The 13,568-nt window shown below is 46.3% G+C and carries 14 protein-coding genes; 12 read left to right on the forward strand and 2 right to left on the reverse strand.

The genetic code is table 11. The annotated features are described in order from the left end of the window. The first annotated feature begins 3 nt into the window (after nt 1–3). A complete protein-coding gene (locus HFN16_RS14860) occupies nt 4–1,314 on the forward strand; it encodes a PD40 domain-containing protein (RefSeq protein WP_168891504.1) in 1,311 nt (436 codons plus the stop codon). 123 nt (nt 1,315–1,437) lie between these two features. Further along, the gene (gene pal / locus HFN16_RS14865; RefSeq protein ID WP_168891505.1) at nt 1,438–1,998 is read left to right on the forward strand and encodes a peptidoglycan-associated lipoprotein Pal; all 561 of its coding nucleotides are present in this window, start codon (nt 1,438–1,440) and stop codon (nt 1,996–1,998) included. Nucleotides 1,999–2,114: 116 nt separating this feature from the next. Here the strand turns inward: pal and HFN16_RS14870 are convergent, their stop codons facing one another. After that, nucleotides 2,115–2,588, reverse strand: coding sequence for a phosphatidylglycerophosphatase A (locus HFN16_RS14870; protein WP_168891506.1), 474 nt, complete (start codon nt 2,586–2,588; stop codon nt 2,115–2,117). A 2-nt stretch (nt 2,589–2,590) separates the two neighbouring features. Next, nucleotides 2,591–3,208: a Maf family protein gene (locus HFN16_RS14875; RefSeq protein WP_168891507.1), complete on the reverse strand. Its 618-nt coding sequence runs from the start codon at nt 3,206–3,208 to the stop codon at nt 2,591–2,593. Nucleotides 3,209–3,394: 186 nt separating this feature from the next. On the opposite strand from HFN16_RS14875, the gene HFN16_RS14880 reads away from it, so the two are divergent. The 10 genes from HFN16_RS14880 to HFN16_RS14925 all read left to right on the forward strand — a co-directional run bounded on the left by HFN16_RS14880 (nt 3,395) and on the right by HFN16_RS14925 (nt 13,542). Next, nucleotides 3,395–4,117, forward strand: a complete 723-nt coding sequence (locus HFN16_RS14880) for an OmpA family protein (protein WP_168891508.1) — start codon at nt 3,395–3,397, stop codon at nt 4,115–4,117. Between the two features lie 17 nt (nt 4,118–4,134). Beyond that, nucleotides 4,135–5,001, forward strand: a complete 867-nt coding sequence (locus HFN16_RS14885; protein ID WP_168891509.1) for a MotA/TolQ/ExbB proton channel family protein — start codon at nt 4,135–4,137, stop codon at nt 4,999–5,001. Between the two features lie 94 nt (nt 5,002–5,095). Further along, nucleotides 5,096–6,040 carry a glucokinase gene (locus tag HFN16_RS14890; protein WP_168891510.1) on the forward strand — a complete coding sequence of 315 codons (945 nt, stop codon included), beginning with the start codon at nt 5,096–5,098 and terminating at the stop codon, nt 6,038–6,040. Between the two features lie 8 nt (nt 6,041–6,048). Next, the gene (locus HFN16_RS14895; protein ID WP_168891511.1) at nt 6,049–6,744 is read left to right on the forward strand and encodes a TVP38/TMEM64 family protein; all 696 of its coding nucleotides are present in this window, start codon (nt 6,049–6,051) and stop codon (nt 6,742–6,744) included. Continuing rightward, on the forward strand, nt 6,737–8,188 hold the full coding sequence (locus tag HFN16_RS14900) for an FAD-dependent oxidoreductase (RefSeq protein WP_168891512.1): 1,452 nt from the start codon (nt 6,737–6,739) through the stop codon (nt 8,186–8,188). Before HFN16_RS14895 ends, HFN16_RS14900 begins: the two co-directional genes overlap by 8 nt. A 65-nt stretch (nt 8,189–8,253) precedes the next feature. Next, on the forward strand, nt 8,254–8,736 hold the full coding sequence (gene gpt, locus HFN16_RS14905) for a xanthine phosphoribosyltransferase (RefSeq protein ID WP_168891513.1): 483 nt from the start codon (nt 8,254–8,256) through the stop codon (nt 8,734–8,736). A gap of 120 nt (nt 8,737–8,856) precedes the next feature. Next, nucleotides 8,857–9,993 carry a BMP family ABC transporter substrate-binding protein gene (locus HFN16_RS14910; protein WP_210772205.1) on the forward strand — a complete coding sequence of 379 codons (1,137 nt, stop codon included), beginning with the start codon at nt 8,857–8,859 and terminating at the stop codon, nt 9,991–9,993. A 16-nt stretch (nt 9,994–10,009) separates the two neighbouring features. Further along, nucleotides 10,010–11,074 carry an ABC transporter permease gene (locus HFN16_RS14915; RefSeq protein WP_168892382.1) on the forward strand — a complete coding sequence of 355 codons (1,065 nt, stop codon included), beginning with the start codon at nt 10,010–10,012 and terminating at the stop codon, nt 11,072–11,074. Nucleotides 11,075–11,084: 10 nt separating this feature from the next. After that, nucleotides 11,085–12,002, forward strand: coding sequence for an ABC transporter permease (locus HFN16_RS14920; RefSeq protein ID WP_168891514.1), 918 nt, complete (start codon nt 11,085–11,087; stop codon nt 12,000–12,002). A 4-nt stretch (nt 12,003–12,006) separates the two neighbouring features. After that, entirely contained in the window at nt 12,007–13,542 is a 1,536-nt protein-coding gene (locus HFN16_RS14925; protein ID WP_168891515.1) for an ABC transporter ATP-binding protein, read from the forward strand. The last annotated feature ends 26 nt before the right edge of the window (nt 13,543–13,568 follow it).

The raw sequence follows: 13,568 nt of genomic DNA on the forward strand, positions 1-13,568 counted from the left end.
TGTATGAAACGCATAGCACTCACATCAATTGTCAGCGTCCTTGCCATATTTGTGGCTTTTTCTGCCTATGCCGCAGGTCCGTTAACTGTAGATATCCACGGGCCTGGTCAGAGGCTGGTAAATATCGTTCTTCTTCCTCCAAAAGGGCTCGATGGTAATCCCATACCAAATGCTTCAGCAAAAGCTTTTGAGGAATTGGTTGCCAACAACCTAAGCTATATTCCTTTCCTCAAATTGATTTCTACGAGTGAACTTTTAGGAGGGGATCCTAGTAAGGGGGTGAAAGGTAGCGATATTGATTTTAAGCCCTTACAGTTAGCCCGTGTCGATCTGTGTATGACTACTGGCTGGAATGGGAATTATATTGAAGCACGTGTCTATGAGACATTTAGTGGGCGTCGTGTGGTTGGAAAGTCCTATAATGATGTAGACAAAACAACTTTGGCGATGGCAGCAGATCGTTTCTGTTCAGCCTTCTTGGAAGCTTTAGCTGGTAAGAAGGGATTCTTTGATTCCCCAATCGCTTTTGTGCGTCAAGAAGGTAAGGCTAAAGAAATATATACAGTGCTACCTCAAGGCCGTGAGTTGAAGCGTATCACCAAACTTGGCGGATTCAATCTAAGTCCTGCATGGTCCATGGAGGGGGACAAGATCGCTTTTACTCATATTGGTAAGACGCGACATGAACTTGGCGTATACGATAGCAAGGCTAAGAAGATTCATCTTTATACTAAAGGGCTTGGGCAGACAGTTATTAGTCCTGTCTTTGGCCCTAATGACAGACTAACTGTAGCTCTCAATCGAAATGGTGCCACCAACATCTATGAGTTAGACTCAAAGATTAAGCCTAAGCGTATGTTGGCACGTAGTCCCTACATTGATGTTTCTCCGAGCTTTGATCGTTCTGGTAATCTTATGGTTTTCACCTCAGGTAGAGCGGGGAATCCCCACATTTATTTAATGGATATCAAGTCTGGGAAAATTAGCCGAGTAACCCTTACTGGCAAGTATAATACTCATCCGTGTATTAGTCCCAATGGCCGTTATGTGGCATATACCCATCGTACTTCCAACGGGCATCGTATTTACTTGCATGATTTATCAACAGGTCGTGAAAAACAGCTGACTTTCGGTCCTGGAAATGATGAATATCCAGCCTTTGGTCCCGATGGATATTTCGTTGCTTTCGCTTCTAATCGTGCAGGTGAGTATAAACTTTATTTGACTACCCGTCATGGGGATACTCCTCGTAAGATATCTACTGGGGCAGGTGCTGCTTTCGCTCCGGCATGGGATACTTCGCTTCAATGGTGATTTGTCACTGACAGCGGGTTGATTTTTATTGGAAAAAGAGTACACCTATAGCACGGTAACCGCATTGGCTTTAGTTAGCCTAAATCATAATGGCCGGGCCACGGCTCTACAGAAGGAGACGGCATGAAATTTAGATGGAACCTTGCACTGATGGTCTTTTTGGCTCTCGCGCTGATGATCGGCGCTGGTTGCGCCAAGAAAAAAACGACCAGCACCCCTCCCGGTGCTCAGGTAGAGGTTAAGGATAACACCGAGTGGACGCCGCCTCCGCCGCCACCAGCTGAGCCTAAGGTTGATGAGGCAGCTTTAGCTGCTGAAGCAGAAGCTCGTGCTAAGGCTGAGGCTGTTGAGGAGCTTACCAGTGTGGTAATCCATTTTGCTTTTGACTCCTATGAATTGACTGAAGAGTCTCGTGCCATTCTTGCTATGAAGGCCAACATTATGCGTCGTTATAAGAATGTTCGTGTGGTTATTGAAGGGCATTGTGATGAACGTGGCACTGAGGAATATAACCTGGCCCTCGGTGAGCGTCGTGCTCGTGCAGCGTATGAGCATCTTGTAATTCTTGGTGTTGATCCTGAACGTATGTCTCTTGTGAGTTTTGGTGAAGAGCGCCCGGTCGATCCAGCTCATAATGAAACAGCTTGGGCAAAGAATCGTCGTGCAGAGTTTGTTGTTCAGTAAGAAGTGTTAGGTACAATTTAAGCGCCGCTTTCCAATCGGAAGGCGGCGCTTTTGTTTTGAATACTTAAGGAGTTCTTCAAATTAACAGATGCATTTGGATAATTGTAGGAATTGATTTAGAACACCCAAACAATGAAATGTAAACATATCAGCGCATAAAGTCCTGCAACACCATCATCAATCATAACACCAAAGCCACCTGAAAATGCAGTTTCAGCCCACCGTACAGGCCAAGGTTTGAATATATCGAAAACTCGGAACAGAATAAAACCGATGACAATAAACCCGATAGGGATACCTGAGAAAAAGAGTAGGGTGAGCCATTGGCCAAAGAGTTCATCAATGATAATGCAGCCTGGATCTTTTTTGCCAAGAACCTTCTCTGCTCGGTTGCAAGCCCATGTTCCTATTGCAAGAAGCATTATGAGTATAAGAATACGCCCCCATAATGGAAATGAGAGGAATAGCCATGGCGCAGCAACAATAGCTGCTAGTGCCCCCCAAGTCCCTGGAGCTTTAGGGAAATGACCGATTGGTCCGAGTGTAGCCAGGGAGGTTGCCAGTTTATCAGATGGGGATGTGTTTGCCACAGTTAACCCTCTCTTGCTTCGATTATATTATTTTGAAGTAACGTATCAAGGACCCTAGCGACGGGCAGTCCTACAACATTGGTGTATGAACCGCGGATGGCAGTGACGAGAAAGGTTCCAATGCCCTGGATGGCGTATGCACCGGCTTTATCTATTGGTTCGCCAGTAGCAATGTAGCCTTTTAGTTCTGCTTTTGAAGAAATTCGCATGTCGACATCCGTTGTTACGGCATGAGATACAATTTCACCACTTGGAAGTATCAGGCAGTATGCCGAGATCACCTGATGTGTTTTCCCCGAGAGAGCACTTAATTTCTCTAAAGCATCAGCTTCATTTTCGGGTTTTCCCATAATATCTTCATTTAGCACCACTATGGTATCTGCACCAAGTATCACTTTCCCTTTGTAAGATTTTGAAACCTCGATTGTTTTCATTTCAGCCATCCTGAGAGCATAGGCTGTTGGTTCTTCACCTATCAATGGCGCAGGTTCTTCTGCTTCACTGGGATGCACTTCGAAATTTAGCCCGAGATCGTTAAGTAACTCACGCCTACGAGGAGAGCCTGATGCTAGAATAATCGTAGTGTTCGTTTTGAATGGGCCTATGATTGTCTGTTTCATAATGTCGATTTCTCTCTCATATTCTGAAGTACGTCAATTGAGCGGAGGCGACGTTTTTTTGTCGCTTTGGCTTTGAATTTTGTGGATTGATGTTTCTTAATGCTAAATGTTTAAATAAAATAAGCATCTTACATCGGTGGCAGATTTCTTGCTTCATCACATGCGCGTACTAATGCAGGAGAAATTATGCAGGAAATACAGAAAAACAATGGCTCTGATTTTACCTCCTTTGAGCAGGTTGGCGATCACATTACCGTTCGTGGGATGAATGATTGGGTGGTACCATGGGCTGATTTGATGATGGTCATGTTCGTCTTGTTTGTAGTGTTATTCGTCTATGCCAGTACGCATCAGGATGTAAAAGTTCTGTTTAGTGATCAAAGTCGTGGCAATGCACAGTCAACAAGTACTCTTGACCCATTAATAGGGTTGATTGGGCAGATATCAAGTCGAGTTGATTCAACAGGAGCCTCTAGTAACGTACGAATAGCTGGGAAGAAAGTATTATACCGTAATCGTGCCGAAGGGATATCTGTCATGAGAGAAGGGCCAAATCGTGTTCGTATTTCATTGCGGGGGGAAATGTTCTTTGCTGCAGGCGATGATGTGTTGAGATCTGATGCATTAACATATTTGCGAGAAATTGCTGAAGTTATTCGTTTGAGTGTGGGGATGGTCCACGTAATCGGATACGCTTCTGCTGATGAGGCTGAAGGCAGCAGGAGTTTTGGACTATCTTCTCGTCGTGCGGATGATGTGGCTGATCTTTTGATGAGTGAATTTAAGATTGATCCTCGAAGAATTGTTGTCTCAGGGCGAGGGGCGTATGCGCCAGAATTACCGGGGATATCTGAAGCTAACCAAGAAATGAATAGACGTGTTGAAATAATCATCACAAATGAGAACTAAGTCGATTGGAGGCTCTCATGAATAAAAAGAACTTAATTGGCGTTATCATCAGTCTATTTATTTTTGTCAGTAGTTTCTTGCTGACTGGTGCTGCCGCTGCATATTGGAATGTGGCAGCTTTCCTAGTTGTTGCTTCTGGACTGACTGCAGCAATGCTCATCAGCTATCCTGTACAACATGTTAAAAATGCATTTATGGTCGCAAAAAATGCTTACACTAGCGGGCATGTTACCTCAGAAGAGATTGTCACCACGCTACTTGACTTATCAGTCAAGAGTAAGGTTGATGGGATACTATCCCTTGAACGTACAAAGAACGGCGATACATCTATTTTCCTTAAAAATGGACTTATTCTTCTGGTTGATAACTATAAAGAAGATGAAATTCGTGAAACATTGAATACGGAGATGGCATTCTTTAACCTGCGACGACAGCAAAGTGAAAGATTCTTTCAAACCATGGCAAAGATGGCTCCTGCATTTGGTGTCGCAGGAAGTGTAATTGGCCTTATTGGTCTTCTTATGGGGATCAATGACACTGCAGTGATTTTAAAAAATATTCCAGTTGCTTTTATTTCGACACTATACGGATTGGTTTTGAGCAATCTTATCTTTTCGCCAATTGCAGAAAATATTAATTATTCTACGAGAGCTGAACTCTTGAATCAAAAGCTGGTGATGGAAGGTGTTGTGGCGATAAGTAAGGAGCAAAATTCATACAAGCTGGAAAGAAAACTTACCTCTTTCTTAAGTCCGAGTGAGCGAAAGGGTAAGACTGAAACACTACGACGTATTACGCGTAAATATGTACAGAAGCGGCAAGGTCCTGCTGAACAGGTCGTGGACCCTGCCGATCATTTAAATGATTCTGAACAAGCTGCATAACTAGATTAATCGATTCAATTGTAAAAGGAGCTTTCGGGCTCCTTTTCTTTTTGCGGGGTTATGATATTCTTCCGCCGACGGAGGTTTGTATTAAATGGCGAAAATATTGGCAGCGGACATAGGCGGAACTAATAGTCGCTTCGCCTTGTTTGACGACGCAAATGGTGAGCTTGTGATGGAAGATTCCATTTGGCTCAAAACCCATGGGGCAGAATCCTTTGCACAGCTGTTAACACAGCTTTGGGAGAGTGATTTTCAAGCTAAGCCTGGTGGGTTCGATAGTGCAGCTCTTGCGGTAGCTGGTGCTGTCCGTGATGGTGTAGAGTGCCCCTATCTTCCCAATGCTCCTTGGGGAGTAGATCTTCGTAAAGTTGATTTTAGGGTGAGAAAAGCATGCCTTATCAACGATTTCGCGGCACAAGCATATGCCTGTCGCACTCGTGCTGTAAAGGATGCAATGATTCTTCAAGGTGGTGAAGAGGAAGATGGCGTGATTGGCGTCATTGGGGCTGGAACTGGGCTTGGCTATTCAGCACTAATTAAGGGTGAGAATGAATGGGTGGCGTTGCCTTCTGAAGGCGGTCATATGGCTTTCCCATTTACTGGCAAAAAAGAGGCGGAATATTCAGAGTTTAATAGACGGGCTAGTGGACGCAATTGGGCCGAGGGGGACAGTGTTGTCACGGGACTTGGTTTGCAGCTTGTTCACAAATTTTTGACAGGAGAAGACAAGTCTCCTGCTGATATCTCTGAAGCAATCACACCGGAAAGCGAAACCACTAAGTGGTATGCTCGATTTTATGCACGAGCCTGTCGTAATTGGTCTATTGCGCTGATGTGTAAAGGTGGTTTGTATATTGCCGGTGGGATAGCTGCAAAAAATCCTATGTTTGTGAATGTCCCCGAATTTCTTGAGGAGTTTCATAATTCTCATGTGTATGAAGAATTCTTATATTCCGTACCTATTAAACTGAACACCAACGAAGAAAGCGGGTTGCTTGGTGCAGGACTCTACGCCATGCAATTGCTTGGTAGATAGGAGCGTTAATGCAGACTGCTACCATGAAGAGGCTTTCAATTATTTCAGTCATTATTGTACTTGTGGCTTGTTATTTTCTGTTTGATTTGGGGCAGTTTTTTTCTCTCGAATATCTCAAAGAATCTCGCGAAAAATTCCAAGGACTATATGACAAACATACCTTTGTAGTCTTGGGTGCATATTTTCTGCTATACGTTGTGGTTACAGCCTTGGCTCTACCGGCAGCTACGGTAATTACTTTGGCAGGAGGTGCTTTGTTTGGGCTGGTAACTGGTGTAGTCGTTGTCTCTTTTGCTAGCACTATTGGTGCGTCAGTAGCTTTTTTGATGTCTCGATATTTGTTACGAGGTTGGGTGCAAAGTAGATTTAGTGACAAACTGGCGAAGGTTAATGATGGGATTGAAAAAGATGGCGCGTTCTATCTATTCACCTTGCGCTTAATTCCGGTTTTCCCTTTTTTTGTCATCAATACCGTCATTGGCCTTACATCAATGCATTTAAAAACATACTATTGGGTTTCTCAATTGGGCATGTTTCCGGCAACTGTTGTCTATGTCAATGCAGGTAAGGAGTTGGGAGAATTGGAGTCTCTTTCAGGGCTTTTATCTCCAAGTTTGATTATTTCTTTTGCTATTTTAGGTGTTTTCCCTCTTGTGGTTAAGAAAGTCCTTGGTTGGTTTCAATCTAGGAGATCAAATGGTTAGTTTTGATTATGATTTAGGAATCATCGGCGGTGGAGCAGCAGGACTAACGGTTGCATCCGGAGCTTCTCAGCTAGGTGTAAAGACACTACTGATTGAAAAGGAGTCAAAGCTTGGAGGAGACTGTCTTCACTACGGGTGTGTGCCGAGTAAGACTTTGATAAAAACCGCTTCAGTTTATCATAAAATGAAAAATGCTGAACGGTATGGTCTGCCAAAGGTTGATCTGCCACCTATTCAATTCTCCAAGGTGGCAGAGCGAATTCAGAATGTCATTGAGGCTATTCAAATTCATGACTCGGTGGAACGATTCTGCGGGTTAGGTGTAAAAGTGGAATTTGGTAATGCCTATTTTGTTGATGAGCATACCGTTGAGTTCAATAGCAAACGAGTTTCAGCTAAATTTTGGGTAATTGCTACAGGTTCTGAACCTGCAGGGTTGCCTTTAGCTGGAATTGAAGATGTCGATTATTTGACCAATAAGGACTTGTTCAGTCTTAATGAATTACCGAAATCAATGGCCGTTTTGGGTGCTGGTCCTATTGCTTGTGAAATGGCACAGGCCTTTTCTCGTTTGGGGGCAGAAGTAATCATTCTTCAACGAAGTGGGCAGATTTTGTCTGCAGAAGATGAAGACATGGCTATTGTCGTTCAAGATGCTTTTTGTGAAGAGGGCATTGATTTGAAATTGAATACCCAATCTACTGCTGTAAGAAAGACAAGTTGTGGTACTGAAATCGTCTATGAGCAGGGAGGGGAGGCTCATATTATATGTACGGAGAAATTACTTATTGCTGCTGGCCGTAAGCCGAGTATTGAGAGTCTTATGTTGGACAATGCAGGTGTCAAATATGATTTGCGAGGAATTGCTGTAGACAACAGAATGCGCACCTCATGTAAGCATATTTTTGCAGCGGGTGATGTGATTGGCCAGTTCAAATTTACACATGCTGCAGGGTATGAAGCGAGCATCATTATATCTAACATTGTATTCCGATTGCCTCGGAAAGCTGATTATACTTGGTTGCCTTGGTGTACTTACACTGAGCCTGAGTTTGCCAGTGTTGGTATGAACGAGAAAAGAGCAAAGATGGCGGGAATTGAATATTCTGTTTGGATAGAAGAGTTTTCTGATAATGATCGCGCTAGGGCAGAAGGAGCCTCTGAAGGACGAATCAAACTTGTACTGGATAAAAAAGAGAAACCACTTGGCGTACAAATCGTTGGCCATCATGCTGGAGAGCTCGTTGCTGAGTGGGTGGCTGCATTGAATGCCAATACAGGGCTTACAACTCTAGCTTCAGCAATTCATCCATATCCAACTGTTAGCGAAATCAATAAAAGAGTAGCAGGAAAGGTGCTTTCTCGTAAAATCTTCTCAGATAAAGTTCGTAAGACATTGAGCTTTGTTTTTGATTACAAAGGCCGGGCCTGCACCCTTGATTAAATGGTCAAACCTATGTAAGTGACCACCTTCATTTTGCTTAAATTGAAAATTTGAGGTGATTCCCTATGGGTGACAAAAGCCGATACCAAAAAATGTTCCCGGTATCTTGGGAGCAGTTGCATCGTGACTGCCGGGCTCTTTCTTGGCGTCTCATGGAGAAGGGGCCGTGGAAAGGAATTATCGCCATCACTCGTGGCGGCTTAGTCCCTGCAGCTATTCTTGCCCGCGAACTCGAAATACATCTAATCGATACAATCTGTATTTCCAGTTATAATTGGAAAGACCAGGGAAGTGCCAACATTCTTAAAACCATTGAAAATGACGGCGAGGGCTGGCTGTTGATCGACGATCTTGTCGATACCGGCAAAACCGCCAAAGTCGTGCGAGAAATGGTTCCAAATGCTCATTTTGCTACAGTTTACGCCAAGCCTGAAGGGCGTCCAATGGTGGAAACATATATTACAGAAGTTAGTCAGGATACATGGATTCTCTTTCCATGGGATGCTGCTTCTCAGTTTGTGGAACCTATTATCCAGACTGTTGATTAAAGCGAAAAAAGTTTGTCAGATATTTTGCGGAAAAGAGTACATCGCTTTTCAAAGGGTGTTGCCCTAAAAGGCGTGCTGAGATATTGAGGTTTGATCTTAATGTTAACGGAGAGGTTCCCCATGAAAAAGATGCTGAAACTGTTTGTCGTCGTCGCTTCTATGGCGATGATGCTGTCTCTCTTCGCCTGTGGCGAAGCACCCCAGGAGAAAAAGCCTGAACCGGCCCCTGCGCCAAAGGCTGAAGCTCCCAAGGAAGAATCCAAGAAAATCAAAGTTGGATTCGTCTATGTTTCTCCAGTTGGTGATGCAGGCTACTCCTACGCTCATGATCAGGGGCGAAAAGCAGTGGACGCACTGGATTGGACTGAGACGGCTTTTGTCGAGTCTGTACCCGAGGGAGCTGACTCTGAGCGTGTTATTCGTAACATGGCCCGTAAAGACTTTGATGTAATATTCACCACCAGCTTCGGCTACATGGATCCGACTATCAAGGTCGCGAAGGAATTTCCCGAAGTTGATTTCATGCACTGCTCTGGCTTCAAGAAGTCCGAAAACGTGAATAACTACTTCGGCCGCATCTATCAGTCCCGTTTCCTCACCGGTATGGTCGCTGGCGCTATGACCAAGTCCAATAAGCTTGGTTACGTGGCAGCTTTTCCTATTCCCGAAGTTATTCGCGGTATCAATGCATATACCATCGGTGCTCGTATGATGAACCCGGACGCAGAAGTCCGCGTTGTCTGGACCAAGACATGGTATGATCCCGCATTGGAAAAGGACGCAGCTAAGTCTCTGCTGGACGCCGGTTGTGATGTGATCGCCCAGCATCAGGATTCCCCAGCTCCTCAGGAAGCTGCTCAGGAGGCTGGTGCCTACTCCGTTGGCTACAACTCTGATATGTCCTCCTTTGCTCCTAAGGCTCATTTGACCTCCGCTATTTGGAACTGGGCTCCGGTTTACGTGAAGACTGTGGAAGAAGTTAAGAACGGCACCTGGAAGGGTGACCAGTCCATCTGGTGGTCCATGGCTGACGGCGTTGTTGATATCGCCCCCATGGGGCCCATGGTTCCTGAGGACGTCAAGGCTAAGGTTATGGCTGAGAAGGCCAAGCTCGTAGCTGGCAACGACACCATCTTTGCCGGTCCTATCAAGAACCAGAAGGGTGAAGTGGTTATCGCAGAAGGAACCACCGCTCCTGACGGTGATCTGCTTGGCATGACTTGGTTTGTCGAAGGCGTTGTTGGAACCACCGAATAAAAACTTTGGACACTACGTGCTAAAGATCAGAAAACGAGAAGAACCCTGGAAGTGGGGCGCCCTGGTTATTTTCCTGGGCGCCCTGCTCTTTTCCCTCGCAGTGAGTGCCTTGCTCCTTTGGGGGCAGGGCAAGGATGCTCTGCAAGGGCTTAATATCCTATGGCAAGGAAGCTTTGGTCATTTGTGGGCTCTTGAAGGTGCACTTCTCAAGGCGATTCCTCTTTTCTTATGCTCCTTAGGTGTAGCCGTAGCCTTCCGCATGCAGATTTGGAACATCGGTGCAGAGGGGCAATTCGCCCTAGGTGCAATCGGTGCCACATGGATGGCACTAAGTTTTCCGAACATGCCCGCGATTGTCCTAATGCCACTCATGTTCATCATGGCTTTTGTTCTCGGTGGTATTTGGGCACTCATCCCTGCAATTCTACGGTTGAAGCTTAGGGTTAATGAAATCATTTCAACTCTGATGCTCAACTACATCGCAATATTACTCCTCGATTACCTTGTGTTTGGCGTGTGGAAGGACCCTACTAGCTTTGGCTTCCCCATGACTCCCGAATTTTCGCCGTCTGCCGTGATTTCTGGAATCGCGGGCAGCAAGGTCCATTGGGGACTGGCATTTTGTGCTGTCGTCGGTGTCGGCCTGTGGGCTTTTATGAGTTTTACCCGACTCGGTTTCGAGCTCAAAGCCAGTGGCGAAGGTGCTCGCGTGGCCAAGTATGCCAAGATTCGATACGGAATGCTTGTGATGCTCGTTATGGCGCTGTCTGGTGGTTTCGCTGGTTGGGCCGGATGCATCGAAACATCTGCCGTTCTTAATCGTTTGCAACCAAGTCTTATGGTAGGATATGGCTACACCGCCATCGTCGTGGCGTGGTTGGCCCGTTTGGAGCCGCTTAACATTGCCTTCGCCTCTTTCCTGCTGGCAGCCCTCCGTGTGGGGGTAGAAAACCTTCAGCTGGAGCTCCAAATTCCGGCAGCCTTTGGCACGATCATGGAAGGCATGATCTTGTTGACCGTTTTGGCAGGACAGTTCTTCCTGATGTACAAACTGGAACGCAAACCGCGTTCGCAGGACTAGATAGAAGCCTATGTGGGAATTTCTGATACCGCTGTTTGCTGCCACAGTGCAGTCTGGAACGCCGATTCTCTACGCCACCCTTGGTGAAATGATGACTGAGAAGGGCGGCGTGCTGAATCTCGGTGTTGAAGGCATCATGGCTGTTTCGGCTTTGGCTGCTTTTACTACCAGCATGGTAACTGGTTCACCGTGGCTTGGTTTTTTTGCAGGTGGTGGCGCTGGCATGTTAATGGCTGCTTTGCACGGTTTCGTTTGCATAACATGCCTCGGAAACCAAGTTGTTTCAGGTCTTGCTCTGACCATTCTCGGCGTAGGTGTGACGAACTTTCTGGGTGTTCCCTATGTAGGCCTACCAGCGCCGGGCTTCGATGCATTTGACTTTCCGCTGCTTTCACAGATTCCCGTCATTGGTGACATCTTTTTCCAGCATGACATGCTTGTATATGTCTCATTTGTCATACCATTTATCTTCTGGTTTTTCTTTCGACGTACTAGCTTCGGTCTACACGTCTCAGCTACTGGCGAGATGCCAGCAGCAGCTGCAGCTGCCGGTTTGAAACCCATCCGACTGCGTTACTTTGCCGTTATCGCGGGCGGTTTTCTCATTGGCCTAGGTGGTGCTTATCTTTCACTGGCTTATACTCATCTTTGGACAAACGGCCTTTCTGGTGGCCGTGGATGGATTGCGGTGGCCTTGGTCATTTTCGCTTTCTGGCGCCCTGGCCGTGCCGTGACAGGTGCCTATCTCTTTGGCGGTGTTATGGCTTTCCAACTGCGTTTGCAGGCAATGGGTACCAATTTACCATCCTCTCTTCTGCTGATGCTGCCGTATATTTTGACCATTCTTGTTTTGATCCTATCTGCAGCCCGTGGTCGTCGTATCGACGCACCTGCCGCGTTGGGTACCAACATTGAGCCGGAGGGATAGACTTATGGAAGCTTTTCGTTTCGTCCGTCCTGAGGGGGTGCGTAAGTTGCCTGAGGATGCCAAACCGGTAGTCAGCCTCAAAGGGTTAACCAAGCGTTTTGGCTCTGTGACCGCCAATGATTCCATTACCCTCGATATCTACCCGGGTCGCATTAAAGCGCTTCTAGGCGAGAATGGCGCTGGCAAGTCTACCATGATGTCCATGCTTGCTGGTCGTTATCGTCCTGACGAAGGGCACATTGAGGTGAATGGGAATCCTGTACGTTTTCAGTCTTCTAAGGATGCCATTGCTGCAGGTATAGGAATGGTTTACCAGCATTTTATGTTGGTGGATTGCATGACCGTGGCCGAAAATGTGCTTCTTGGGCAGGAGGGCAGTCTTTTCATCAAGCCCAAAGAGATGGAAGAACGCGTGGGCAAGCTGGCCGAAGAATATGGCTTAGAAATTGATCCAGCTGCACATATTTCTGATCTCTCCATGGGAGAGCGGCAGGTTGTGGAAATTCTCAAGCTTTTATACCGCGAGAGTCGTATCCTCATTTTTGATGAACCCACTGCGGTGCTTACACCAGAAGAGACGACAAAGCTTTTTGATGCACTTTGGCGTATGACCGAGCAGGGGAAGTCCATCATTTTTATTAGTCACAAGCTGGAAGAAGTAATTGCCTTGGCCGATGAAATTGCCATACTGCGGCGCGGTAGAATTGAGGGCGAGCTTGATCCTACGGGTATCGAATCCAAGGCAGATCTTGCCTCCCGCATGGTAGGCAAAGAAGTTCTGCTTGAAGTGGACCGTGAGCCTATGAAAGTCGGTGACCCGGTTTTAGAAATCAAAAATATGAATGGTCTGGGCTTGCGTGAAATAGATCTGGAAGTCCGTAAGGGTGAGGTCGTAGCTCTGATCGGTGTAGCGGGAAACGGTCAAAAGCCATTGGTGGAAGCCATTACTGGCTTAATTAAGCCGCCTGTGGATACCGTGTTTATCATGGGCCTGCCGTGGCGTAAGTTTTTTGCTGAATCCACTTGGAACCGTTCCATGTGCTATATTCCTGAGGATCGTCTTGGCTTGGCTACACTGCGTAATCAGAATTTGGTGGACAACCTGCTGTTGACTACCCGTAAGGGCTTTGCCAAAGGGTGGTTCCTGGACAAGAAGCAGGCTGAGAAAGATACTATCGATCTTATCGAGAAGTTTGATATTCGTCCGGGACGTATCCACGCCCTAGCCTGGCAGCTTTCTGGTGGTAACCTACAAAAGGCAGTGCTTGCTCGTGAGCTTTTCCGTGAGCCGCGTCTGATAGTTGCCGAACAACCCACTCAGGGACTGGATGTTTCTGCGACAGAAGAAGTCTGGCACCGTTTGCTCGCTGCTCGAGACATGGCAGGCATTCTGTTGGTGACCGGCGATTTGAATGAGGCTTTGCAATTGGCAGATCGAATCGCTGTTATTTATCGTGGTGAAATACTCGGCATCCTGCCTACATCTGACCCCGATACTGTTAACAAAATCGGCCCGCTTATGGCTGGTGTAGTCGACTAGCGGGAAACGCTTATATTTCGAGATGT

Source organism: Pseudodesulfovibrio sp. zrk46 (assembly GCF_012516435.1).
In the GTDB taxonomy this organism is placed as follows: domain Bacteria; phylum Desulfobacterota; class Desulfovibrionia; order Desulfovibrionales; family Desulfovibrionaceae; genus Pseudodesulfovibrio.

Excerpts from the sequence above, each read along its gene's own strand:
- gpt (WP_168891513.1), top strand. The coding sequence starts at position 8,254 with ATGGGTGACAAAAGCCGATACCAAAAAATGTTCCCGGTATCTTGGGAG.
- HFN16_RS14895 (WP_168891511.1), top strand. The coding sequence starts at position 6,049 with ATGCAGACTGCTACCATGAAGAGGCTTTCAATTATTTCAGTCATTATT.
- HFN16_RS14890 (WP_168891510.1), top strand. The coding sequence starts at position 5,096 with ATGGCGAAAATATTGGCAGCGGACATAGGCGGAACTAATAGTCGCTTC.
- HFN16_RS14860 (WP_168891504.1), top strand. The coding sequence starts at position 4 with ATGAAACGCATAGCACTCACATCAATTGTCAGCGTCCTTGCCATATTT.
- HFN16_RS14875 (WP_168891507.1), bottom strand. The coding sequence starts at position 3,208 with ATGAAACAGACAATCATAGGCCCATTCAAAACGAACACTACGATTATT.
- HFN16_RS14885 (WP_168891509.1), top strand. The coding sequence starts at position 4,135 with ATGAATAAAAAGAACTTAATTGGCGTTATCATCAGTCTATTTATTTTT.
- pal (WP_168891505.1), top strand. The coding sequence starts at position 1,438 with ATGAAATTTAGATGGAACCTTGCACTGATGGTCTTTTTGGCTCTCGCG.
- HFN16_RS14925 (WP_168891515.1), top strand. The coding sequence starts at position 12,007 with ATGGAAGCTTTTCGTTTCGTCCGTCCTGAGGGGGTGCGTAAGTTGCCT.
- HFN16_RS14920 (WP_168891514.1), top strand. The coding sequence starts at position 11,085 with ATGTGGGAATTTCTGATACCGCTGTTTGCTGCCACAGTGCAGTCTGGA.
- HFN16_RS14910 (WP_210772205.1), top strand. The coding sequence starts at position 8,857 with ATGAAAAAGATGCTGAAACTGTTTGTCGTCGTCGCTTCTATGGCGATG.
- HFN16_RS14900 (WP_168891512.1), top strand. The coding sequence starts at position 6,737 with ATGGTTAGTTTTGATTATGATTTAGGAATCATCGGCGGTGGAGCAGCA.
- HFN16_RS14880 (WP_168891508.1), top strand. The coding sequence starts at position 3,395 with ATGCAGGAAATACAGAAAAACAATGGCTCTGATTTTACCTCCTTTGAG.